Source organism: Rhizobium sullae (genome assembly GCF_025200715.1).
Lineage (GTDB): Bacteria > Pseudomonadota > Alphaproteobacteria > Rhizobiales > Rhizobiaceae > Rhizobium > Rhizobium sullae.
The window spans coordinates 207,391-224,258 of the sequence record NZ_CP104145.1 but is presented as its reverse complement, the minus strand read 5'-3'; the positions used below and the strand labels follow the sequence as shown (position 1 = coordinate 224,258).

At 57.8% G+C, this 16,868-nt stretch carries 7 protein-coding genes and 11 pseudogenes; 12 read left to right on the top strand and 6 right to left on the bottom strand.

The features are described from left to right. Position 1: 1 nt before the first annotated feature. Positions 2 to 863: pseudogene (locus N2599_RS35135) on the bottom strand (tyrosine-type recombinase/integrase). Between the two features lie 109 nt (positions 864 to 972). Here N2599_RS35135 and N2599_RS35130 point away from each other — a divergent pair. Further along, positions 973 to 1,929: pseudogene (locus N2599_RS35130) on the top strand (IS630 family transposase). Between the two features lie 123 nt (positions 1,930 to 2,052). Here N2599_RS35130 and N2599_RS35125 read toward each other — a convergent pair. Next, positions 2,053 to 2,893, bottom strand: a pseudogene (locus N2599_RS35125) (IS481 family transposase); the annotation flags it as partial. Positions 2,894 to 3,835: 942 nt separating this feature from the next. Here N2599_RS35125 and N2599_RS35120 point away from each other — a divergent pair. From N2599_RS35120 to N2599_RS35100, 5 genes and pseudogenes are all read left to right on the top strand, one after another. After that, positions 3,836 to 5,890: a carbamoyltransferase family protein gene (locus N2599_RS35120; protein WP_027513857.1), complete on the top strand. Its 2,055-nt coding sequence runs from the start codon at positions 3,836 to 3,838 to the stop codon at positions 5,888 to 5,890. 71 nt (positions 5,891 to 5,961) lie between these two features. After that, positions 5,962 to 6,712 (top strand): annotated as a pseudogene (locus N2599_RS35115) (IS6 family transposase). Between the two features lie 187 nt (positions 6,713 to 6,899). Next, the gene (gene istA, locus N2599_RS35110) at positions 6,900 to 8,453 is read left to right on the top strand and encodes an IS21 family transposase (RefSeq protein ID WP_027513949.1); all 1,554 of its coding nucleotides are present in this window, start codon (positions 6,900 to 6,902) and stop codon (positions 8,451 to 8,453) included. 18 nt (positions 8,454 to 8,471) lie between these two features. Then, on the top strand, positions 8,472 to 9,248 hold the full coding sequence (gene istB, locus N2599_RS35105) for an IS21-like element helper ATPase IstB (RefSeq protein WP_260308597.1): 777 nt from the start codon (positions 8,472 to 8,474) through the stop codon (positions 9,246 to 9,248). Between the two features lie 108 nt (positions 9,249 to 9,356). After that, positions 9,357 to 9,878, top strand: a pseudogene (locus N2599_RS35100) (IS6-like element ISRH1 family transposase); the annotation flags it as partial. Positions 9,879 to 9,999: 121 nt separating this feature from the next. Here N2599_RS35100 and N2599_RS35095 read toward each other — a convergent pair. Further along, positions 10,000 to 10,188, bottom strand: a pseudogene (locus N2599_RS35095) (IS6 family transposase); the annotation flags it as partial. 794 nt (positions 10,189 to 10,982) lie between these two features. Between N2599_RS35095 and N2599_RS35090 the strand changes: the two are divergent. Beyond that, positions 10,983 to 11,923, top strand: a pseudogene (locus tag N2599_RS35090) (IS630 family transposase). Between the two features lie 238 nt (positions 11,924 to 12,161). Further along, complete coding sequence (locus tag N2599_RS38080; protein WP_375714166.1) at positions 12,162 to 12,470, top strand: hypothetical protein; 309 nt, start codon at positions 12,162 to 12,164, stop codon at positions 12,468 to 12,470. Between the two features lie 168 nt (positions 12,471 to 12,638). Here the strand turns inward: N2599_RS38080 and N2599_RS35085 are convergent. Next, positions 12,639 to 13,257 (bottom strand): annotated as a pseudogene (locus tag N2599_RS35085) (carbonic anhydrase). A gap of 69 nt (positions 13,258 to 13,326) precedes the next feature. Next, positions 13,327 to 13,917 carry a NodA family N-acyltransferase gene (locus N2599_RS35080; protein ID WP_027513916.1) on the bottom strand — a complete coding sequence of 197 codons (591 nt, stop codon included), beginning with the start codon at positions 13,915 to 13,917 and terminating at the stop codon, positions 13,327 to 13,329. Between the two features lie 462 nt (positions 13,918 to 14,379). On the opposite strand from N2599_RS35080, the pseudogene N2599_RS35075 reads away from it, so the two are divergent. Next, positions 14,380 to 15,131, top strand: a pseudogene (locus N2599_RS35075) (IS6 family transposase). Between the two features lie 145 nt (positions 15,132 to 15,276). On the opposite strand, the pseudogene N2599_RS35070 reads toward N2599_RS35075, so the two are convergent. Beyond that, positions 15,277 to 15,809: pseudogene (locus N2599_RS35070) on the bottom strand (LysR family transcriptional regulator); the annotation flags it as partial. A gap of 236 nt (positions 15,810 to 16,045) precedes the next feature. Between N2599_RS35070 and N2599_RS35065 the strand changes: the two are divergent. The 3 genes and pseudogenes from N2599_RS35065 to nodB form a co-directional block, all read left to right on the top strand. Beyond that, a pseudogene (locus N2599_RS35065) lies at positions 16,046 to 16,171 on the top strand (acyltransferase); the annotation flags it as partial. 2 nt (positions 16,172 to 16,173) lie between these two features. Further along, on the top strand, positions 16,174 to 16,230 hold the full coding sequence (locus N2599_RS38075; RefSeq protein ID WP_132568942.1) for a hypothetical protein: 57 nt from the start codon (positions 16,174 to 16,176) through the stop codon (positions 16,228 to 16,230). After that, positions 16,227 to 16,859 carry a chitooligosaccharide deacetylase NodB gene (nodB, locus tag N2599_RS35060; RefSeq protein ID WP_132568941.1) on the top strand — a complete coding sequence of 211 codons (633 nt, stop codon included), beginning with the start codon at positions 16,227 to 16,229 and terminating at the stop codon, positions 16,857 to 16,859. The genes N2599_RS38075 and nodB overlap by 4 nt, the downstream gene beginning before the upstream one ends. Positions 16,860 to 16,868: the final 9 nt, after the last annotated feature.

The window sequence follows — 16,868 nt, the reverse complement described above, 5'->3', positions numbered from 1 at the left end:
ATTACGATTCCGGCGGTGTCACCTCCAGCCGTAACCGATCGAGCGGGCTAGCTGTCGACCGGATCGTGTCGGTGGAAACCTGCGTATAGTGTGCCGTGCTCGACAGATGGGCATGGCCGAGCAGGACCTGGATGATCCGGATATCGGTGCCATTCTCCAGCAGGTGAGTGGCAAAGGGATGCCGCAACGTATGCACGGTAACGCGCTTTGAAAGGCCTGTTGCCGAAACCGCCGACCGACAGGCGGCGTTTAACACTGTCGGTTCGATCGGCTTGTCAGCATCACGCCCTGGAAAAAGGAAAGCCGTGGGGCGCGATAGACGCCAATAGCTGCGCAGGATCCCGAGTAGTTCGGTTGACAGCATAACGTATCGGGCTTTGGCGCCTTTACCATGGCGAACATGCATCACCATGCGGGAGCTGTCGATATCCTCGACCTTCAGTCCGCAGACCTCACCGACCCTGAGGCCAGCGGCATAAGCCGTAGTCAGCGCCACGCGCGCCTTCAGACTGGAGACGGCCTCAAGAAAATGCGCCACTTCGTCCGCCGACAGAATAACGGGGAGCTTCCGTGGCTCGCGCGCGTACGGGATCCGCTCGGGGACATCATCCTGACCCAGAGTGATCCCATAGAAAAACCGAAGAGCGCATACAATCTGGTTCAACGATGCCCAGGATATCCCGGTTGAGACGAGGTAAACCTGGAAGCTACGAATATCGTCAAGATCGAGCCGATCAGGATCGGTCGAAATAGCGGCTGAACTTCCGTACAGCGTTGATGTAGGATCGTTGGGTTGCCGGGGAAAGATTGCGGACCGTCATGTCCTCGATCATCCGGCGACGAAGAGGGCTTATCTCAGCCATCGGGGCCTCCTGCCTGAAGGGTGGGTTGCAACACAACCATCCTCTCAGTCAGGGGGCTCTCGTCAAAGCCCGCCTCAAATCGCCGCGATTAGCGGCTTAGTTCAATCACATGGGAAAATCTCATTCTGTTGATCTTCGCCAGCGTGTCGTTGCCATGGTTGCCAGCGGTCAGTCACGACGCGCCGCAGCTCGCCATTTCGGTGTCAGCGACAGCTCTGCGATCAAACTGATCCAGCGTCGTGAGCGGACTGGCACCATAGCCCCCGCCCGACAAGGCAGACCACCAGGCAATGGAAAGCTATCGGCCTATCGCGATTTCCTGGTCGCGCAGGTCGAGGCCAAGCCTGATATCACCATGCCGGAGCTGGCCCGCCGTCTTGAGGAGAAACATGCTGTTGTTGTGCCGCCATCGTCTTTGTCGCGCTTTTTGATATTGCAGGGCTTCACATATAAAAAAACAGCTGATGGCATCGGAACGCGGACGCGCTGATGTGCGTCGGGACCGTGATTTTTGGATTGGAAAACGCCAACCCAGAATGCGACTTGAACCGCATCGGCTTGTTTTCCTGGACGAAACCTCGGTGAACACGAAGATGGTGAGACTGCGCGGCCGCTCTCAACGCGGCAATCGCCTCGCCATGGATGCGCCGTTCGGCCACTGGGGGACACAGACATTCGTTGCAGGTTTGCGATGCTTCGGCCTGACCGCACCCTGGATTATCGACCGGCCGATGAACCGCGCCATTTTGATACCTATGTCGAAACGCAACTGGCTCCGACCCTCAATCGAGGCGACGTGGTCGTCCTTGATAATCTCTCGGTTCACAAAAGTGCCAAAGCTGCAGGCTTGCTCAAACAGGCCGGTGCGTGGTTCCTCTTCCTACCGGCTTATTCGCCCGATTTGAATCCGATCGAAATGGCCTTCGCCAAGATTAAAGCCCACCTGAGAGCCGCAGCGGCCAGAACGTTCGACGCCCTCTCGGACGCACTCGGTTCAATCTGCAATCTCTTCGACACCGATGAATGTCGAAACTATTTTACAGCCGCAGGCTATGGGTTCGATTAATCGTACGATGCTCTAGCTGTGGAGCCTCAACAGGTTGTTCCCGGTCAGACCGAGTCGGCTGATAGGTGGTTTTGAGCCGATACTGCCATGAGGTCTATGCCAATTGTAGCGGTGAAGCCATCGCGGCAGTTCGGCGGTGCGTTCGTCTGAGGTTGTAGGCGCGAGCGTAGGCCCATTCGCGCAAGCTTGTCTGAATGAAGCGCTCGGCTTTCCCGTTGGTCCTGGGAGTATAGGGCTTGGTGAAGATCTGGCGCAGGCCGAGACGCTTGCAGGCTGCCCGAAAAGTCTTTGACCGGTAGCAGGAACCGTTGTCGGTCATCACTCGCTGCACTTTGACGCCGAGACTGGCGTAATAAGCAACGGCGGCCTCAAGGAAGGCGACAGCGCTCTTCTTGCGCTGGTCGGGCATAACTTGGACGAAAGCGCCGCGCGAGGCATCGTCGATGCAGACATGGACGAACTCCCAGCCAATGCCGATGTGACGGTTGACCATGCCAGTTTGTCGTCCGGTGATGCGGTGTCCGACGGAGCCGATCCGGCCGAGCTTCTTGATATCAAGATGAATGAGTTCGCCGGGATGCTCCCGTTCATAGCGGCGCACGGGCTCCGGCTCCAACGCGCTCAGCTTATTCAAGCCCAACCGGCGCAGAATACGGCTCACCGTCGCTGGCGAGACGCCGGCCTCAGCGGCGATCTGTTTGCCCGTCCAGCGTTGGCGGCGCAGCCGTTCGATCGTTTCGACTATCGCCGCAGGCGTCGGCCGGCGCAGTCGATGAGGCCGGGAGGAGCGATCATGCAATCCTGCCAATCCTTCGCGGCGATATCGGTCTATCCACTTCCGAATGGTCCGCAGACAGACGCCTGCGGCTTTGGCCACGGCCTCCGGCGTCTGCCCGCTCTCTACCTGCCTTACAATTCGCTCTCGACCGCGCGGCGTCAGCCGGGCATTCTTGTGGATGTTCATCCGGTCCTCCGAGAATCACTGAAGCTTCGACAACCTCAGCTTTCCCGGTCTGGGCCGGATGGACAACCTACTGAAAGCTCACATCTAGCTAGCCTTTTGCCCTTTGAAGCGCATGTCCGGCAGTCATTCATAACGTGGATGGGCTTGATCGAAACAAACGATTTCATCAATCAAACGAAATCTTGCATGGACAAAAGCACCTTACGCGCACCGATAAGGAGAAAATCCTCCATGTTCCCTGACGAAAGTGAATTGCAACTGCCCGACCATGTGGAGCGGTTCGAGGCTGGTCGTGACCCCCACGTTCTTGAGCTGCGAAGTCTTACCGGCGAACCAGCTGCCCAGCGGGTGCGCGTGGCGGGCTTATTGCCCTTTGCAGATGTAGTCGTCCCGTCTGGGCCGCGGCTTGGGTACCCGGCCGGACGCGTCGCCCTGCAACATCAGCGCGATTTGCAGATATGTTGTATTGCCGTGCTTCTTGTCAATGTCCGGTTTGTCCGACGCCCTATGCGAGTTCCTGCACAAAAGAACGCGTCATCGGGTGCGGCCGGGGAGCAGACGACCAGCGCAGCACTCGCCTGGCGATGGTGTAGCGACATCAGGCCAGTCCACGGTGCGGTATCATTCGTGAACAACCGCCCGTTCGCATCGATAACGCCACTCGGCAGTCATTGACGCCGCGCTGGAAATGAAAACGACATCGCCAGGAAGTCGGCCGCCGCTGAAACGTTCGAAGATGCACCCAATCTCCTCGGCGTCACGGAACACGGGCGCCACGATCGAGCATCTCATGCGGATCCAGGCGGACCGATATGAGGCCTCTTTTGAGGCCGATGATGTCCGAAACAGGCGTTTGCAGCAGCAAGCGGCAACACGGCCTTCTTATACGGAAACAGTCTGAGGAGGCCAGTTTGGCTTTCCCGTCACAATGTGGAGAAACAGATGCTTTTTCTAGGGATTAGCGGCGGACTTGACCAAGTCCATGAAAACCGATTCGAGCTTCCGAACACCTCTGTGCACGATGGCGCCGCGGTGCTCGTTCGAGACGGACAGGTGATAGCCGCCGTAGAAGAGGAACGCCTCAATCGGATCAAACACTCCAACAAGCTCCCAAGTCGTTCGATTCAATACTGTCTTTCAGCGGCGGGGATTCAGCTCAGCGACATTGATCGTCTCGCGATCTACGCTAGCGAGCCCTATGTCAACGCCATGGTTGGTGAGATGTCCAATTCCCATCCGGACATTCTCTCCATTCCGGATGCTAAAGTGTTGGTGCAGGATCTGTTAGCGCGTGAGTTCGGTACTAAGTTGGACGGTTCGCGTATTTCATTCGTGAGTCATCATCAGGCGCACGCCGTGAGCGCTTTTGCAATGTCGGGCTTCGATCAGAGTCTCATTCTAGCAATTGATGGCTGTGGTGATTTTCTATCGGGACTCTTGGCAGTAGGAGCTGGCACAGAAATTACGCAACTGGAAGCTTTTCCCGAGAACAATTCTCTTGGACTGTTTTATCTCGAGACGATCCGTTATCTCGGCTACGGCATGTTCGATGAATATAAGGTGATGGGACTCGCCCCCTACGGCGATCCCGCGCCCTATCGCGAGCTCTTCGAGCACTTTTACGACCTCTCCGCCAACGGTGGCTACCGTGTTTATCTCGACCGCATCGGTCCGGCGTTGCTCCGCAATATCGAGGTCAGGCGAAAGGGGATGCCGTTTACCCAGCAGCATCGAGATGTGAGTGCATCACTGCAGGAAACGCTGGAGCGGATCGTGTTCCACATTCTCCGGCATCACCGTGAGGCCACCGGTATGAAGCGGTTGTGTCTGGCTGGGGGGGTAGCCCACAACTGCACGATGAACGGTAAGCTGCTGTATTCAGGGCTTTTCGAAGACATCTTCGTGCAACCCGCGTCTCACGACGCCGGTTGTGCCTTAGGCGCTGCGCTGATGGTGTCTAACGAGATGGGCCGTCCCGCGCCCCGAGAGCGACTGCAGGAGGTCTATTGGGGTCCTGATCTCGGCAGCGACTGCGCCGTGCAGCAGGAACTGAATGCATGGGCCGGACATCTCCAGGTTGAACGCTCTGATGACGTGGCAACTAGTGCAGCCGACTGGATCGCCGACGGCGCCGTGATCGGTTGGGTGCAGGGTCGTTCGGAGTTCGGGCCACGTGCGCTGGGCAACCGTAGCATTCTTGCCGACCCTCGGCCGGCCGCAAACAAGGACCGGATCAATGCGATGGTCAAGAAGCGCGAAGGCTATCGGCCGTTCGCGCCATCTGTGCTGCAAGAAGACGCGAGCGAATTCTTCGACCTCCCGGATGGCAGGGACGAATTTCCATTCATGAATTTCGTCGTTCGCGTGCGTGACTCAAAACGCGCCTTGCTCGGTGCTATTACGCACGTCGACGGTACGGCTCGCCTGCAAACAGTATCGCGCAACGCCAATCCCGCTTACTGGGAGCTCATCAATGCATTCAAGAAGCGGACAGGCACCCCAATTTTGCTTAATACGTCCTTTAACAACAATGCCGAACCGATCGTGGATTCGGTTGCAGACGCGATTGCCACATTTTTGACGACAGAGCTGGATGGACTTGTGGTCGGGCCGTTCCTGGTCAAAAAGCGGGCCGCAACGCTGCAGGATTGGACTGCGCTCGCGGTTTCATTGCCGCCTTATATGTCGCTCCATCAAGTCCGCGCTTATACAGCGGTAGATCGTCAGGAGACAGTCTGCGAGATCCGTACGAGCCACTCCAACCGTGACAGTGTGCGAATTTCACATGACTTGTTTGATCTGCTGATGCGGATTGAGGGTGAATCCGTGCTTGGAGATCTCCTCGATGCAATTGGGCCGCATCAGGCTAAGCGTGAAGGTCTGATGAAGGGCCTGCAACGACTGTGGGAGCAGCGCCTCGTTCGGTTGCATCCCTCACGAGCTGTTCACGTCCACCGAAACTGCGATAAAACGCCGGATCAAGTGTCCGTCCGGTGAGTTTCTGAATCGGCAGAAATCGGTTAGGGCATAGACTCATAACGACCTGTTCCAGATGCGTGTTGCGGGTGATGTCACGTTGTCAGCGGCTTAACGGTTGTCGGATAATGGGTTGGGATGAACAGTCCGGCCGTAAGCTACAAGAACCACCGCTTTCCACCGCAGATTATCGCGCGTGCGGTCTGGCTGTATTTTCGGTTCCCTTTGAGCCTGAGGATGGTCGAGGAGATGCTGCTGGAGCGCGGTATCGTCGTCTCCCATGAGACGATCCGGAGATGGGGTCGCAAATTCGGAACGGCTTATGCCAGGCAGTTGTGCAGAAAGAGGCCTTCGCGAAAGGATATCTGGCATCTGGACGAGGTGGTGATTTCCATCGGCGGCCGCAAACATTGGCTCTGGCGTGCCGTTGACCAAGACGGTTACGTTCTCGACGAGATCGTTCAAGCCCGCCGCGATACCCAAGCCGCCAGGCGATTGCTGGTCAGGCTGCTGAAGAAGCAAGGCCTGACGCCGAAGCGGATCGTCACCGACAAATTGCGCTCATATGGTGCTGCAAGACGGGAGGTGATGCCCGCCGTCGAACATCGATCGCACAAGGGCCTGAACAACCGGGCCGAGAATTCTCACGTGCCGCTTCGAAAACGGGAGCGGATGATGCAGGGATTTCGATCCGTCGGCGGCTTGCAACGGTTCATATCGATCTTTTCGGCACTCCGAAATCTCTTCGTCCCCCCGCACCAGAAAAACTCAGCCCTCGCCATCCACATCCATCGGATCCGCGCAATGGCGCAGTGGAAAGCCGTGACCGGCGCAACCGCCTGACGTCTCACATAAGCGCCTTGTTCCGACCTTGATCAAACAACGTGACATCGCCTCCGGGACAGCATTTCCGCTAATTCGCGGACAGCGATTCCGGTAAATCCCGGACAGTCTTTCGGCGATTAAAACATCGACTTTCGCGCGCGCCGTTTTGCCATTCTGAGCCTCGATTTGAACGAGGGGCTGATGAATGGCGAGACGGAAGCAGGCGAGGCTTACGAGTGTGAAGGACATTCGATCGATATTGCGGCTGACGCACGAACAGGGGCTTTCGGTTCGTGCGATATCGGAACGGCTGAAGATCAGCAAAACGACCATTTCGACCTATCTGTTGCGGGCGCGTGAGGCCGGGCTGACGGGCTGGCCGTTGCCGCCTGGGCTTGACGAGGACGCTGTTTTGCAGCGCCGCCTGTTCCATCGTCGCGGCCGCCCGCCCCAGGACATGCACGAGCCCGACTGGGGCAAGATCGCCAGTGAACTGAAGCGAAAGGGCGTGACGCTGACGCTGTTGTGGCAGGAATATCGCGAGCGGCACCCCAACGGTTACGGATACACCTGGTTCTGCGAGCGTTTCGCCGCTTTCGAACAGCGCGCCAGCGCCACCTTCCGCAATCGCCACACTGCCGGCGCGGCGATGCAGACCGACTACGCCGGCCACACCGTCCCGGTGATCGATCCGGCGACGGGCGAGATCCGGTCGGCGCAGATCTTCGTCGCGGTTCTGCCGGCCTCCTTGTACACCTTCGCCTATGCAAGCTTCACTCAACGGCTGCCGGACTGGATCGAGGGTCAGCAACGGGCGCTGAGCTTCTTCGGTGGCGTGACGAAAGCGATCGTCTGCGACAACCTCAAGGCCGGTGTTGCCAAGCCCTTGTGGTTTGAGCCGACCATCAACGCCACTTTTGCAGCATTCGCCGAGCATTACGACACGACGATCCTGCCGACCCGTCCAAAACGGCCGAAGGACAAGGCAAAGGTCGAAGGCAGCGTTCTCATCGTTGAGCGCTGGATCCTGGCGCGGCTGAGAAACGACCGCTTCTTCAGCCTCGTCGATCTCAACGTGCGGATCAGCCAGCTTCTCAACGATCTCAATAACCGGTCGATGCGACGGGTTGGCAAATCCCGACGTCAGCTCTTCGAGGAGATCGAACGCGAAGCGCTTGCACCCTTGCCGGCAACCGCATTCGAATATTCCGAATGGAAATCGGCAAAGGTTCATCCCGACTACCATGTCGAAGTCGACAAGGCTTTCTATTCCGTGCCGCACCGCCTGATCGGCCGCCAGGTCGATGTCCGGCTCACAAGCCGGATCGTCGAGATCTTCCATGATCACCAACGCGTCGCCAGCCACCGCCGGACGTCGCAGCGGGCTGGTCATGTCACCGTCAACGAGCACATGCCGAAGACACATCAGCACTATGCCAACACGACGCCGGCGAGCCTCATCAAGCAGGCTGCAAAGATTGGCCGCAACGCTGCAATCCTGATCGAGCGGCTGATGCGCGACAGGCCCCATCCCCAGCAGGGATACCGCGCCGCTCAAGGCGTTCTATCGCTCGCGCGCCGGTACGGGCCTGAGCGTCTTGAAGCCGCGTGCGCTCGGGCACTGACCATCAATGCGCTCAGCTATTCCTCCGTCAGCACCATCCTCAAATCCGGCCTCGATCAGGCGCCGCCTGTCGCCGAGCCGGTCAAGCCAGCCCCGGCGCATGGCAACATCCGCGGCAGCTCCTATTACCAGTGAAGAAAGGAAGACACTCACATGCTCACACATCCAACCCTCGACCAGATGCACGCACTCGGTCTATCCGGCATGGCGGCAGCTTATCGCGAACTGGCCAATCAAACTGAGGGCAGCGATCTCAACCGCGATGAATGGCTGGGTCTGATGCTCGACCGGGAGATGGCCGTGCGCGGCGACAAGCGCCTGACCAACCGGCTTGCAAGCGCCAAACTGCGCTTCCCCGACGCTTGCATCGAGAATATCGACTTCGCCGCCCAGCGCGGCTTCGATCGCCGACAGCTTCTCTCGCTGGCCCAAGGCGAATGGTTGAAAGCCCATGAGCACCTGATCCTGACCGGTCAAACGGGAACGGGCAAAACCTGGCTTGCCTGCGCCATCGGACGGCAGGCGGCCCGCCTCGATTATTCCGTTCTCTACGTCCGCATGCCTCGTCTCTTCGAGGATTTGGCGCTGGCACGCCTCGACGGTCGGTTTCCCCGATTGCTCGACAAACTGGCGCGCGTCCAATTGCTCATCCTCGACGATTGGGGAACCCATGCGCTCAGCGATCAGCAGCGGCTCGATCTCCTGGAAATCTTCGAAGAGCGCTACTGCAGGAAATCCACTCTGATCACCGCCCAACTGCCCGTGGCCCAGTGGCACGAGATGATCGGGGAACCGACGATCGCTGACGCCATCCTCGATCGTATCGTCCATAACGCCCATCGAATTGCGCTCGAGGGAGACAGCATGAGGAGGCAAAAACCACGACCGCTCTTGACCGAAGCGCGAAACGCCGAAATCAATAACCAATGACATCAACCAGGCGAACGAAAGTCGATCCCGCGAGACTGTCCGGGATCTAGTGAAACGACTGTCCGGGATTTACCGGAATCGCTGTCCCGTTAATCCGAAATCCGCACTTATGCCAGGCAGTTGTGCAGAAAGAGGCCTTCGCGAAAGGATATCTGGCATCTGGACGAGGTGGTGATTTCCATCGGCGGCCGCAAACATTGGCTCTGGCGTGCCGTTGACCAAGACGGTTACGTTCTCGACGAGATCGTTCAAGCCCGCCGCGATACCCAAGCCGCCAGGCGATTGCTGGTCAGGCTGCTGAAGAAGCAAGGCCTGACGCCGAAGCGGATCGTCACCGACAAATTGCGCTCATATGGTGCTGCAAGACGGGAGGTGATGCCCGCCGTCGAACATCGATCGCACAAGGGCCTGAACAATCGGGCCGAGAATTCTCACGTGCCGCTTCGAAAACGGGAGCGGATGATGCAGGGATTTCGATCCGTCGGCGGCTTGCAACGGTTCATATCGATCTTTTCGGCACTCCGAAATCTCTTCGTCCCCCCGCACCAGAAAAACTCAGCCCTCGCCATCCACATCCATCGGATCCGCTCAATGGCGCAGTGGAAAGCCGTGACCGGCGCAACCGCCTGACGTCTCACACAAGCGCCTTGTTCCGACCTTGATCAAATAACGTGACATCGCCGTCCCGGATTTAGTGAAATCGCTGTCCGGGATTCAATGGAACCCCTGTCCGCGAATTACCGAAACCCGCAGCATAAGCCGTTCCGAATTTGCGACCCCATCTCCGGATCGTCTCATGGGAGACGACGATACCGCGCTCCAGCAGCATCTCCTCGACCATCCTCAGGCTCAAAGGGAACCGAAAATACAGCCAGACCGCACGCGCGATGATCTGCGGTGGAAAGCGGTGGTTCTTGTAGCTTACGGCCGGACTGTTCATCCCAACCTATTACCAGACAACCGTTAAGCCGCTGACAACGTGACATCACCGGATCGAGACCTAATTTCGAGAAGTGAGCCTCGGCACTGCTCGGTGGCGTCCACACGATCGACCGCTCAGATAAGCCAGTCTGTGTGAGAATGTGCGCTGAACCAATCCGCGCACAGCTCGCAACCGTCGTCTTGGGGTGCTCCTGGAGAAGGCGCGTCGTCGCCCAGTCCCAGTCGATAGTGTAAGTCCCGAGCCTCGCTGACGCTCGGCAGCACGGAATCCGCAGCGGACTTAGTTTGGAACGACTTGAATTCGAAGAGGTCCACAGGGAAGTCAGAGCCCTCATCGTCGAGCGACCGGGGATCGGGCAACTTCCATACTGGAAGAAGGTCCTCCAAGTCTGACTCGTCCGGCTTCATATCCACAGGGACTTCAAAGCGCTCATCCCCGAGCAACCGTACCGCGTCCTCGGGCGACGGTTCCCAAATCTCTCGAAAAAGGTCCTCCAAGTCTGGGTCTATAGGGTTATGCATGTCGTAACTCCTTTTCTGTTTTCGGGATAGGGGCTTCATGCCCAACCCCATAGGCCTCGTCACAAGATCAAACCGCGACGAGATCGATGCAGGTCAGGTGCAGTCGTCTTATCTGCATTGAGCAACACGGTAAAATCGTTTGTTTTCATAGCACCCATTCGCGCGATGGATTGAGCTAGAGCGCGTCCGATGAAAGCAGAATCCGCGTGAGGATTCTTTTTTAGAGCTTCTGTGATCCCCTCCTCCTGTCTTTGATTTGTCGGAGGGAATATGGCCCGAGCATTGAGTGATGATCTTCGCCACCGGGTTTTGGCTGCGTCGGCTGGTGGGATGTCCGCGCGGTCGGCTGCAGCGCGGTTCGGGATCGGGATTTCGACGGCGATTGCCTGGATCGCGAGCGCCCGGCAGGGTCAGGTGAGCGCTGCCAAGCAGGGTCGACCTGGAGGTTGCCGTCTCGACGATGATGAGGCTTTCATCATCGGCATGATCGAGGCGCCGAAGGACATCACGCTGAACGAGATGGTTTTGCGGCTGGAAGAGGGCCGATCCGTCTCTATCGGCCGCAGCACCCTCGACGTCTGGCTGCGCAAGCGCGGCTTCACATTCAAAAAAAGACCGCACATGCATTGGAGCAGGCGCGGCCAGACCTCCTGAAGCGGCGTCAGGACTGGTTCGATGCACAGCTTGATCTCGATCCAGCCCGCCTCGTCTTCATAGACGAGACGGGTCTTTCCACGAAGATGTCCCGGCTTCGCGGTCGCTCGCCGCGCGGAGAGCGTTGCCGATCGGGCGTTCCGCACGGTCATTGGAAAACTACGACGTTCACCAGGACGCTCAGGCTCTCCGGCATGACCGCGCCGATGGTCATTGACGGGGCGATGAACGGAGTGGCTTTCCGGGCCTATGTCGAGCAGGTTCTCGTGCCGACCCTCACGCCCGGCGGCATCGTCATGGAAAAGCTGCCGGCCCACAAGGCAGATGGCATCCGACAGGCCATAGAAACCGCCGGCTGCACGCTGACCCTATCTCCCGCTTTATAGCCCTGACTTCAACCCGATCGACAACGCCTTCTCAAAGCTCAAGGCGCTTCTGCGGCAAGGGCCGAACGCTCCGTCGACGCCCTGTGGAACACCGTTGGCGACATCGTCAAGCTCTTCGAACCGCAACAATGTGCGAACTACTTCGCAGCAGCAGGATATGACCCGGGTTAAAGTGGACGTGCTCTAATTCGAGCCTCATTGATGCTGACTCTCGGGATTCCAAAAACCGACGAATCTGAATACATAGCGCAAACAGGAGGTTTGCGATGGGGTCAGCGATTTTGTTGCGGTCAGACTTGGACGGGGACGGGTTGCGTCTTCTGGCACGGCATACAAAGGATGCCAGCCAGGCGCGTCGATTTATGATGGTGGCTCTCGTGCTGATGCTGCTCGGCTCGGCAGAGTCACGGTGCAGATCGTGCGTCACTGGGTGGTGCGGTTCAACGCCCGTGGTCCCGACGGTTTGATCAACGGCAAGGCTCCGGGCAAACCGACGATCAACGTGCGGCCTTGGCACAAGCCGTCGAGCGTGGTCCCACGCCCTATCTCGATGGGTCGTGCGCTGGCGTCGGTGCGATCTGGCCAAATGGCTTTGGGAGGAATTCCATGTCTCGGTCTCGATGGGCTACATCTGATCGAGATATCGCGAAACGTCGCCCATGATGCGCACGCCATCCCCATTATGGACCAGAGAGTTGGCTCACGTCCAACAATCTGATGGTCTCCGAAAACATCATTATTCTGCCCTGCCGTCAAAATCGCTTGGGCAAAAACACCGTCAGCGCAGTCTCCAACACGGAAGGCGTGATCTGATCTCGGCAAAGCTTTGCCCTGCCGAAATCGAGCAATCGGTTCCGTAGAGCGGTCGAGAGGCTGCGAGCTCGCGTCAGCTAGAGATCAGGATATAACGGCGACTTAAAACGAGTGCCGGACGCGCATTCATCGAATAAAGCGCAGTGAACCTCTCGATATCGGCCGCGTCCACCTCGATCGGGTCCTGCGCTACCATCCAGTCGACGATCTCGCTGCAGGGTGGTGTGGTGAGCGACCCCTCATAGGTCCAATATTTGAGTGACGCCGGCAGCAAACCGCTCGGATCGACATCGGGAGTGCGGTCTGCTCACCGGCCGGGCCACCAGATGTTCGCTCGGCGCATGGAAATGGTACTGCACCAGCTCATAACGTTTGTCGCCGCGGCGGAGCGTGCCGCCGGGCGCGGCTTTCACCTGGATTGTGTGCCCATTGTTGAGGATCGCGCCGCCACTTTTCCAGTCTAATGCCAAGTCCGGGATATCGGCCTTGATCGCGCCCTGATGTCGAGCGGCGATTGCTGCGAACCGGCCGAACAAGCACTGTTCTCTTTGTCAAAGACACCCAGGGCTCGGGACCCGCTTCGCCTTCATAGCTCCAATGCACGCCTTCCGCTGCATAAGCGGTCTTGACGCAAAGCGGGCAAGCCGCAAGCAAGGCCAAACGTTTGATGAGCCACGCCTTTCCATATTCATTCCCTTTCGGATGAGAAGCAAACGGCGCTCGGCGGCGACCACTTGGAAGTCCACATATTAAATCCCGCTTCATAGTTCCGGGCCGTTTCGGTCGATCAGCGTGCCGGACGGCCACTCGTCCATCGAGCGTCCAAAGGGCACAACGACGACGAGCACGTCCTCGACGCGGGTGGGCGGCAGGTCGAGACGCATATCAGCGAGAGTCGACCGTACGCGGACGCCCGACACAATCGTCGCCAGACCGCCTCGGCACAGCCTCTCCATATGGTTGCGCATCGCGTGCCGCACCGTGCCGAAAGCGAATGGGACCCTAAGCTGCTGCAGCGCCGGGAACACATCGCTCAGTGAAAAGCTGATTCCGAGTCGCTCAAGATCCGGACGGACCCCATACAACCCTAGTTCGGCCACCAATAGATCGACCTCGCCAACTTTGATGAAGCGGCGCAGTATACCAATATGAGCGGCTACGCCGTGCGCGTCGTAGCCGATTGCGCGGAATTCCGGCCTCGCACCGGCCCAGCTGCTGCCGTCTTCGAATGGCTTTGTATTGAAGGCCCCAGTCCGTCCATAGCTCTCTCGGAAGAAGTCGGAGAGAGCGGCATGGTCGGCCAGTTGCAAATCGTTTTCCCAGCACAACCGCCACCGTACGTCAGAGCGCATGGACAGACCTCGTCTTTATTGCTGTTTCTTGAGGTAAGCGCCTATGCATGAAGAGCTAGTCGCATTGAGCCGACGCGACGTAGCTTGCGCGGATCACCGAAGAACCCAGCCGCGATGGACATGCGGCTTGGTTGACGCTCGGCGTACACCGGAAGGCGTACACCGGAAAATGCTCCGCGGAGCCGAAAGTGCTCCTCAGAGCTAACGCAAACATCGACAACTTCCTTCAGGGGCTTCCTTGAAATGTCAATATGCGACGTTCTGCAAAACCGGTAAAATCGTTTGTTTCGATTTGACGCATCCACACTATGGATAGCTGAAGACATGCGGTTCAAAGGCCTTGACTCGTATCCCAAACAGGAACTTCAAGAGGGCTGTCTCGCGCTTTACAAGAAAGAAAAGGCGCTGACGTACCGTGCTTCCATCCTTCATCGGCCTACTCAGGGAGCCCGTAGAACGGTGATGTCACGTTGTCAGCGGCTTAACGGTTGTCGGATAATGGGTTGGGATGAACAGTCCGGCCGTAAGCTACAAGAACCACCGCTTTCCACCGCAGATCATCGCCCGTGCGGTCTGGCTGTATTTTCGGTTCCCTTTGAGCCTGAGGATGGTCGAGGAGATGCTGCTGGAGCGCGGTATCGTCGTCTCCCATGAGACGATCCGGAGATGGGGTCGCAAATTCGGAACGGCTTATGCCAGGCAGTTGTGCAGAAAGAGGCCTTCGCGAAAGGATATCTGGCATCTGGACGAGGTGGTGATTTCCATCGGCGGCCGCAAACATTGGCTCTGGCGTGCCGTTGACCAAGACGGTTACGTTCTCGACGAGATCGTTCAAGCCCGCCGCGATACCCAAAGCCGCCAGGCGATTGCTGGTCAGGCTGCTGAAGAAGCAAGGCCTGACGCCGAAGCGGATCGTCACCGACAAATTGCGCTCATATGGTGCTGCAAGACGGGAGGTGATGCCCGCCGTCGAACATCGATCGCACAAGGGCCTGAACAACCGGGCCGAGAATTCTCACGTGCCGCTTCGAAAACGGGAGCGGATGATGCAGGGATTTCGATCCGTCGGCGGCTTGCAACGGTTCATATCGATCTTTTCGGCACTCCGAAATCTCTTCGTCCCCCCGCACCAGAAAAACTCAGCCCTCGCCATCCACATCCATCGGATCCGCGCAAGGGCGCAGTGGAAAGCCGTGACCGGCGCAACCGCCTGACGTCTCACACAAGCGCCTTGTTCCGACCTTGATCAAACAACGTGACATCGCCAGGCGCAGACATAGAAGCTCACAGTTTGTGAATCGTCTGTCCGCAATACAGGGGCCAACGCTACCGACGCCAGATGGGGTCAGCTTGTCCCTTACGTTTGTTGGAAGGGCAGCCGACACACACCAGTTTATCGTCAAACAGTTTCGCTTTGGGATGTGCGTGACATAAACAAATCCGGAAAAATAAGGAAATCGACAAGTCCACGACGGAGAAGCTCATCAGGTTTGTCGTCGAGAGCCAGCAATTCGAAGCTGATGCCGGGAGCTTCGCGAGCCACGCGTTTCGCGACCCTGTCAAAGAACACGATTGTCATGAAGTCAGAAATTATAATCCTGAAACAGCGGTCGGATTCGCCTGGAATTATTGGATTCCAAGCAATGACGGAGACCTGAATATGCGGTAGGGCCTCCCGCACGGCGGGGCAAGCGCTTCCGCACGTGGCGTTGGAATAGGTTCGCGTCCCTGCATTATTAAAGCTCGTCACCGAAATAGGCGCGCAGCCTGGCGATGGCCGCGCTCATGGCGGCTTGACTGAGGTTGATGCTGCGCCGCTGCGGTGAGCTGCGTTCGGTCATCAAAGCATTAAGCGCTACGAGGAGATTTAGATCCAGGCCCCTGAAACGCATTTGGGTTATCCATCTCTTAGATGATTGCTATTCAAACAATCAATTTTACCCCTCTCCCGGGGTGCTATTAGAAACCCACTACATTCCGTGATCAAGGCGTCGACGCAAGCTTAAGAAGCGTAGGACGGTTCCGCTTTCTACTTAAGAGTTCGTCAAACTAGCGTCACACCAGATTACCAGATCTTACCACTACTTCGATCGTGCCCGATAATAAAACAACAAACAGGAGTTTTTGCATGTCCTCGAAGGTGCAATGGAAGCTATGCTGGGAAAATGAGTTGCGACGATCAGACCACTCAGAGCTCTTTCTATCGACCTTTGGGCCGACAGGGGCATATCACGCTGAACGGTTCGAGGGCGGCGCATGATGAGCGAGTGGCCGTCCGGCACGATAATAGAACGAAATGGGCCTGAACTATGATTCAGCGCGACTGTTTACGCGAAGTGCCCGTTGCTGGCGCCGATGATCGCAGCGTTTATTTGACGTTTGACGACGGTCCTAACCCATTTTCTACGCCACAGATATTGGATGTCCTGGCTGAACACCGCGTGCCGGCCACATTTTTTGTGGTCGGTGTGTTTGCGAAAGAGCAGCCTGACCTCATCCGGCGGATCGTGGCGGAAGGTCACGACGTCGCCAACCATACGATGACCCATCCCGATCTTACGGCCTGCGAACCCCAAGATATAGAACGTGAGATAAACGAGGCGAGTAGAGCCATTCTCTCGGCGTGTCCCGAGGCTGCGGTCCGCCATATACGAGCGCCTTACGGGGCTTGGACCGAGGACGTGCTTTCCAAATCAGCGAGCGCCGGACTTGAGGCCGTCCACTGGTCGTCAGACCCGAGAGATTGGTCTCGGCCGGGCGTCGACGCGATTGTTGATGCAGTACTTTCTACTGCTCGACCTGGCGCAATCGTGCTTTTGCACGACGGCTGTCCTCCCGATGAGGTTGGGCTTTCGGGTCTGCGTGACCAAACTCTTTTGGCGCTTTCACGTCTCATCCCGGCGCTGCACAGCCGTGGTTTTGCAATTCGGTTACTTCCCTAGCATCACTGG

Bases quoted from the DNA above. Each gene is read 5' to 3' on its own strand.
- N2599_RS35120 (WP_027513857.1), top strand. From the start codon at position 3,836: ATGCTTTTTCTAGGGATTAGCGGCGGACTTGACCAAGTCCATGAAAAC.
- istA (WP_027513949.1), top strand. From the start codon at position 6,900: ATGGCGAGACGGAAGCAGGCGAGGCTTACGAGTGTGAAGGACATTCGA.
- istB (WP_260308597.1), top strand. From the start codon at position 8,472: ATGCTCACACATCCAACCCTCGACCAGATGCACGCACTCGGTCTATCC.
- N2599_RS35080 (WP_027513916.1), bottom strand. From the start codon at position 13,917: ATGCGCTCTGACGTACGGTGGCGGTTGTGCTGGGAAAACGATTTGCAA.
- nodB (WP_132568941.1), top strand. From the start codon at position 16,227: ATGATTCAGCGCGACTGTTTACGCGAAGTGCCCGTTGCTGGCGCCGAT.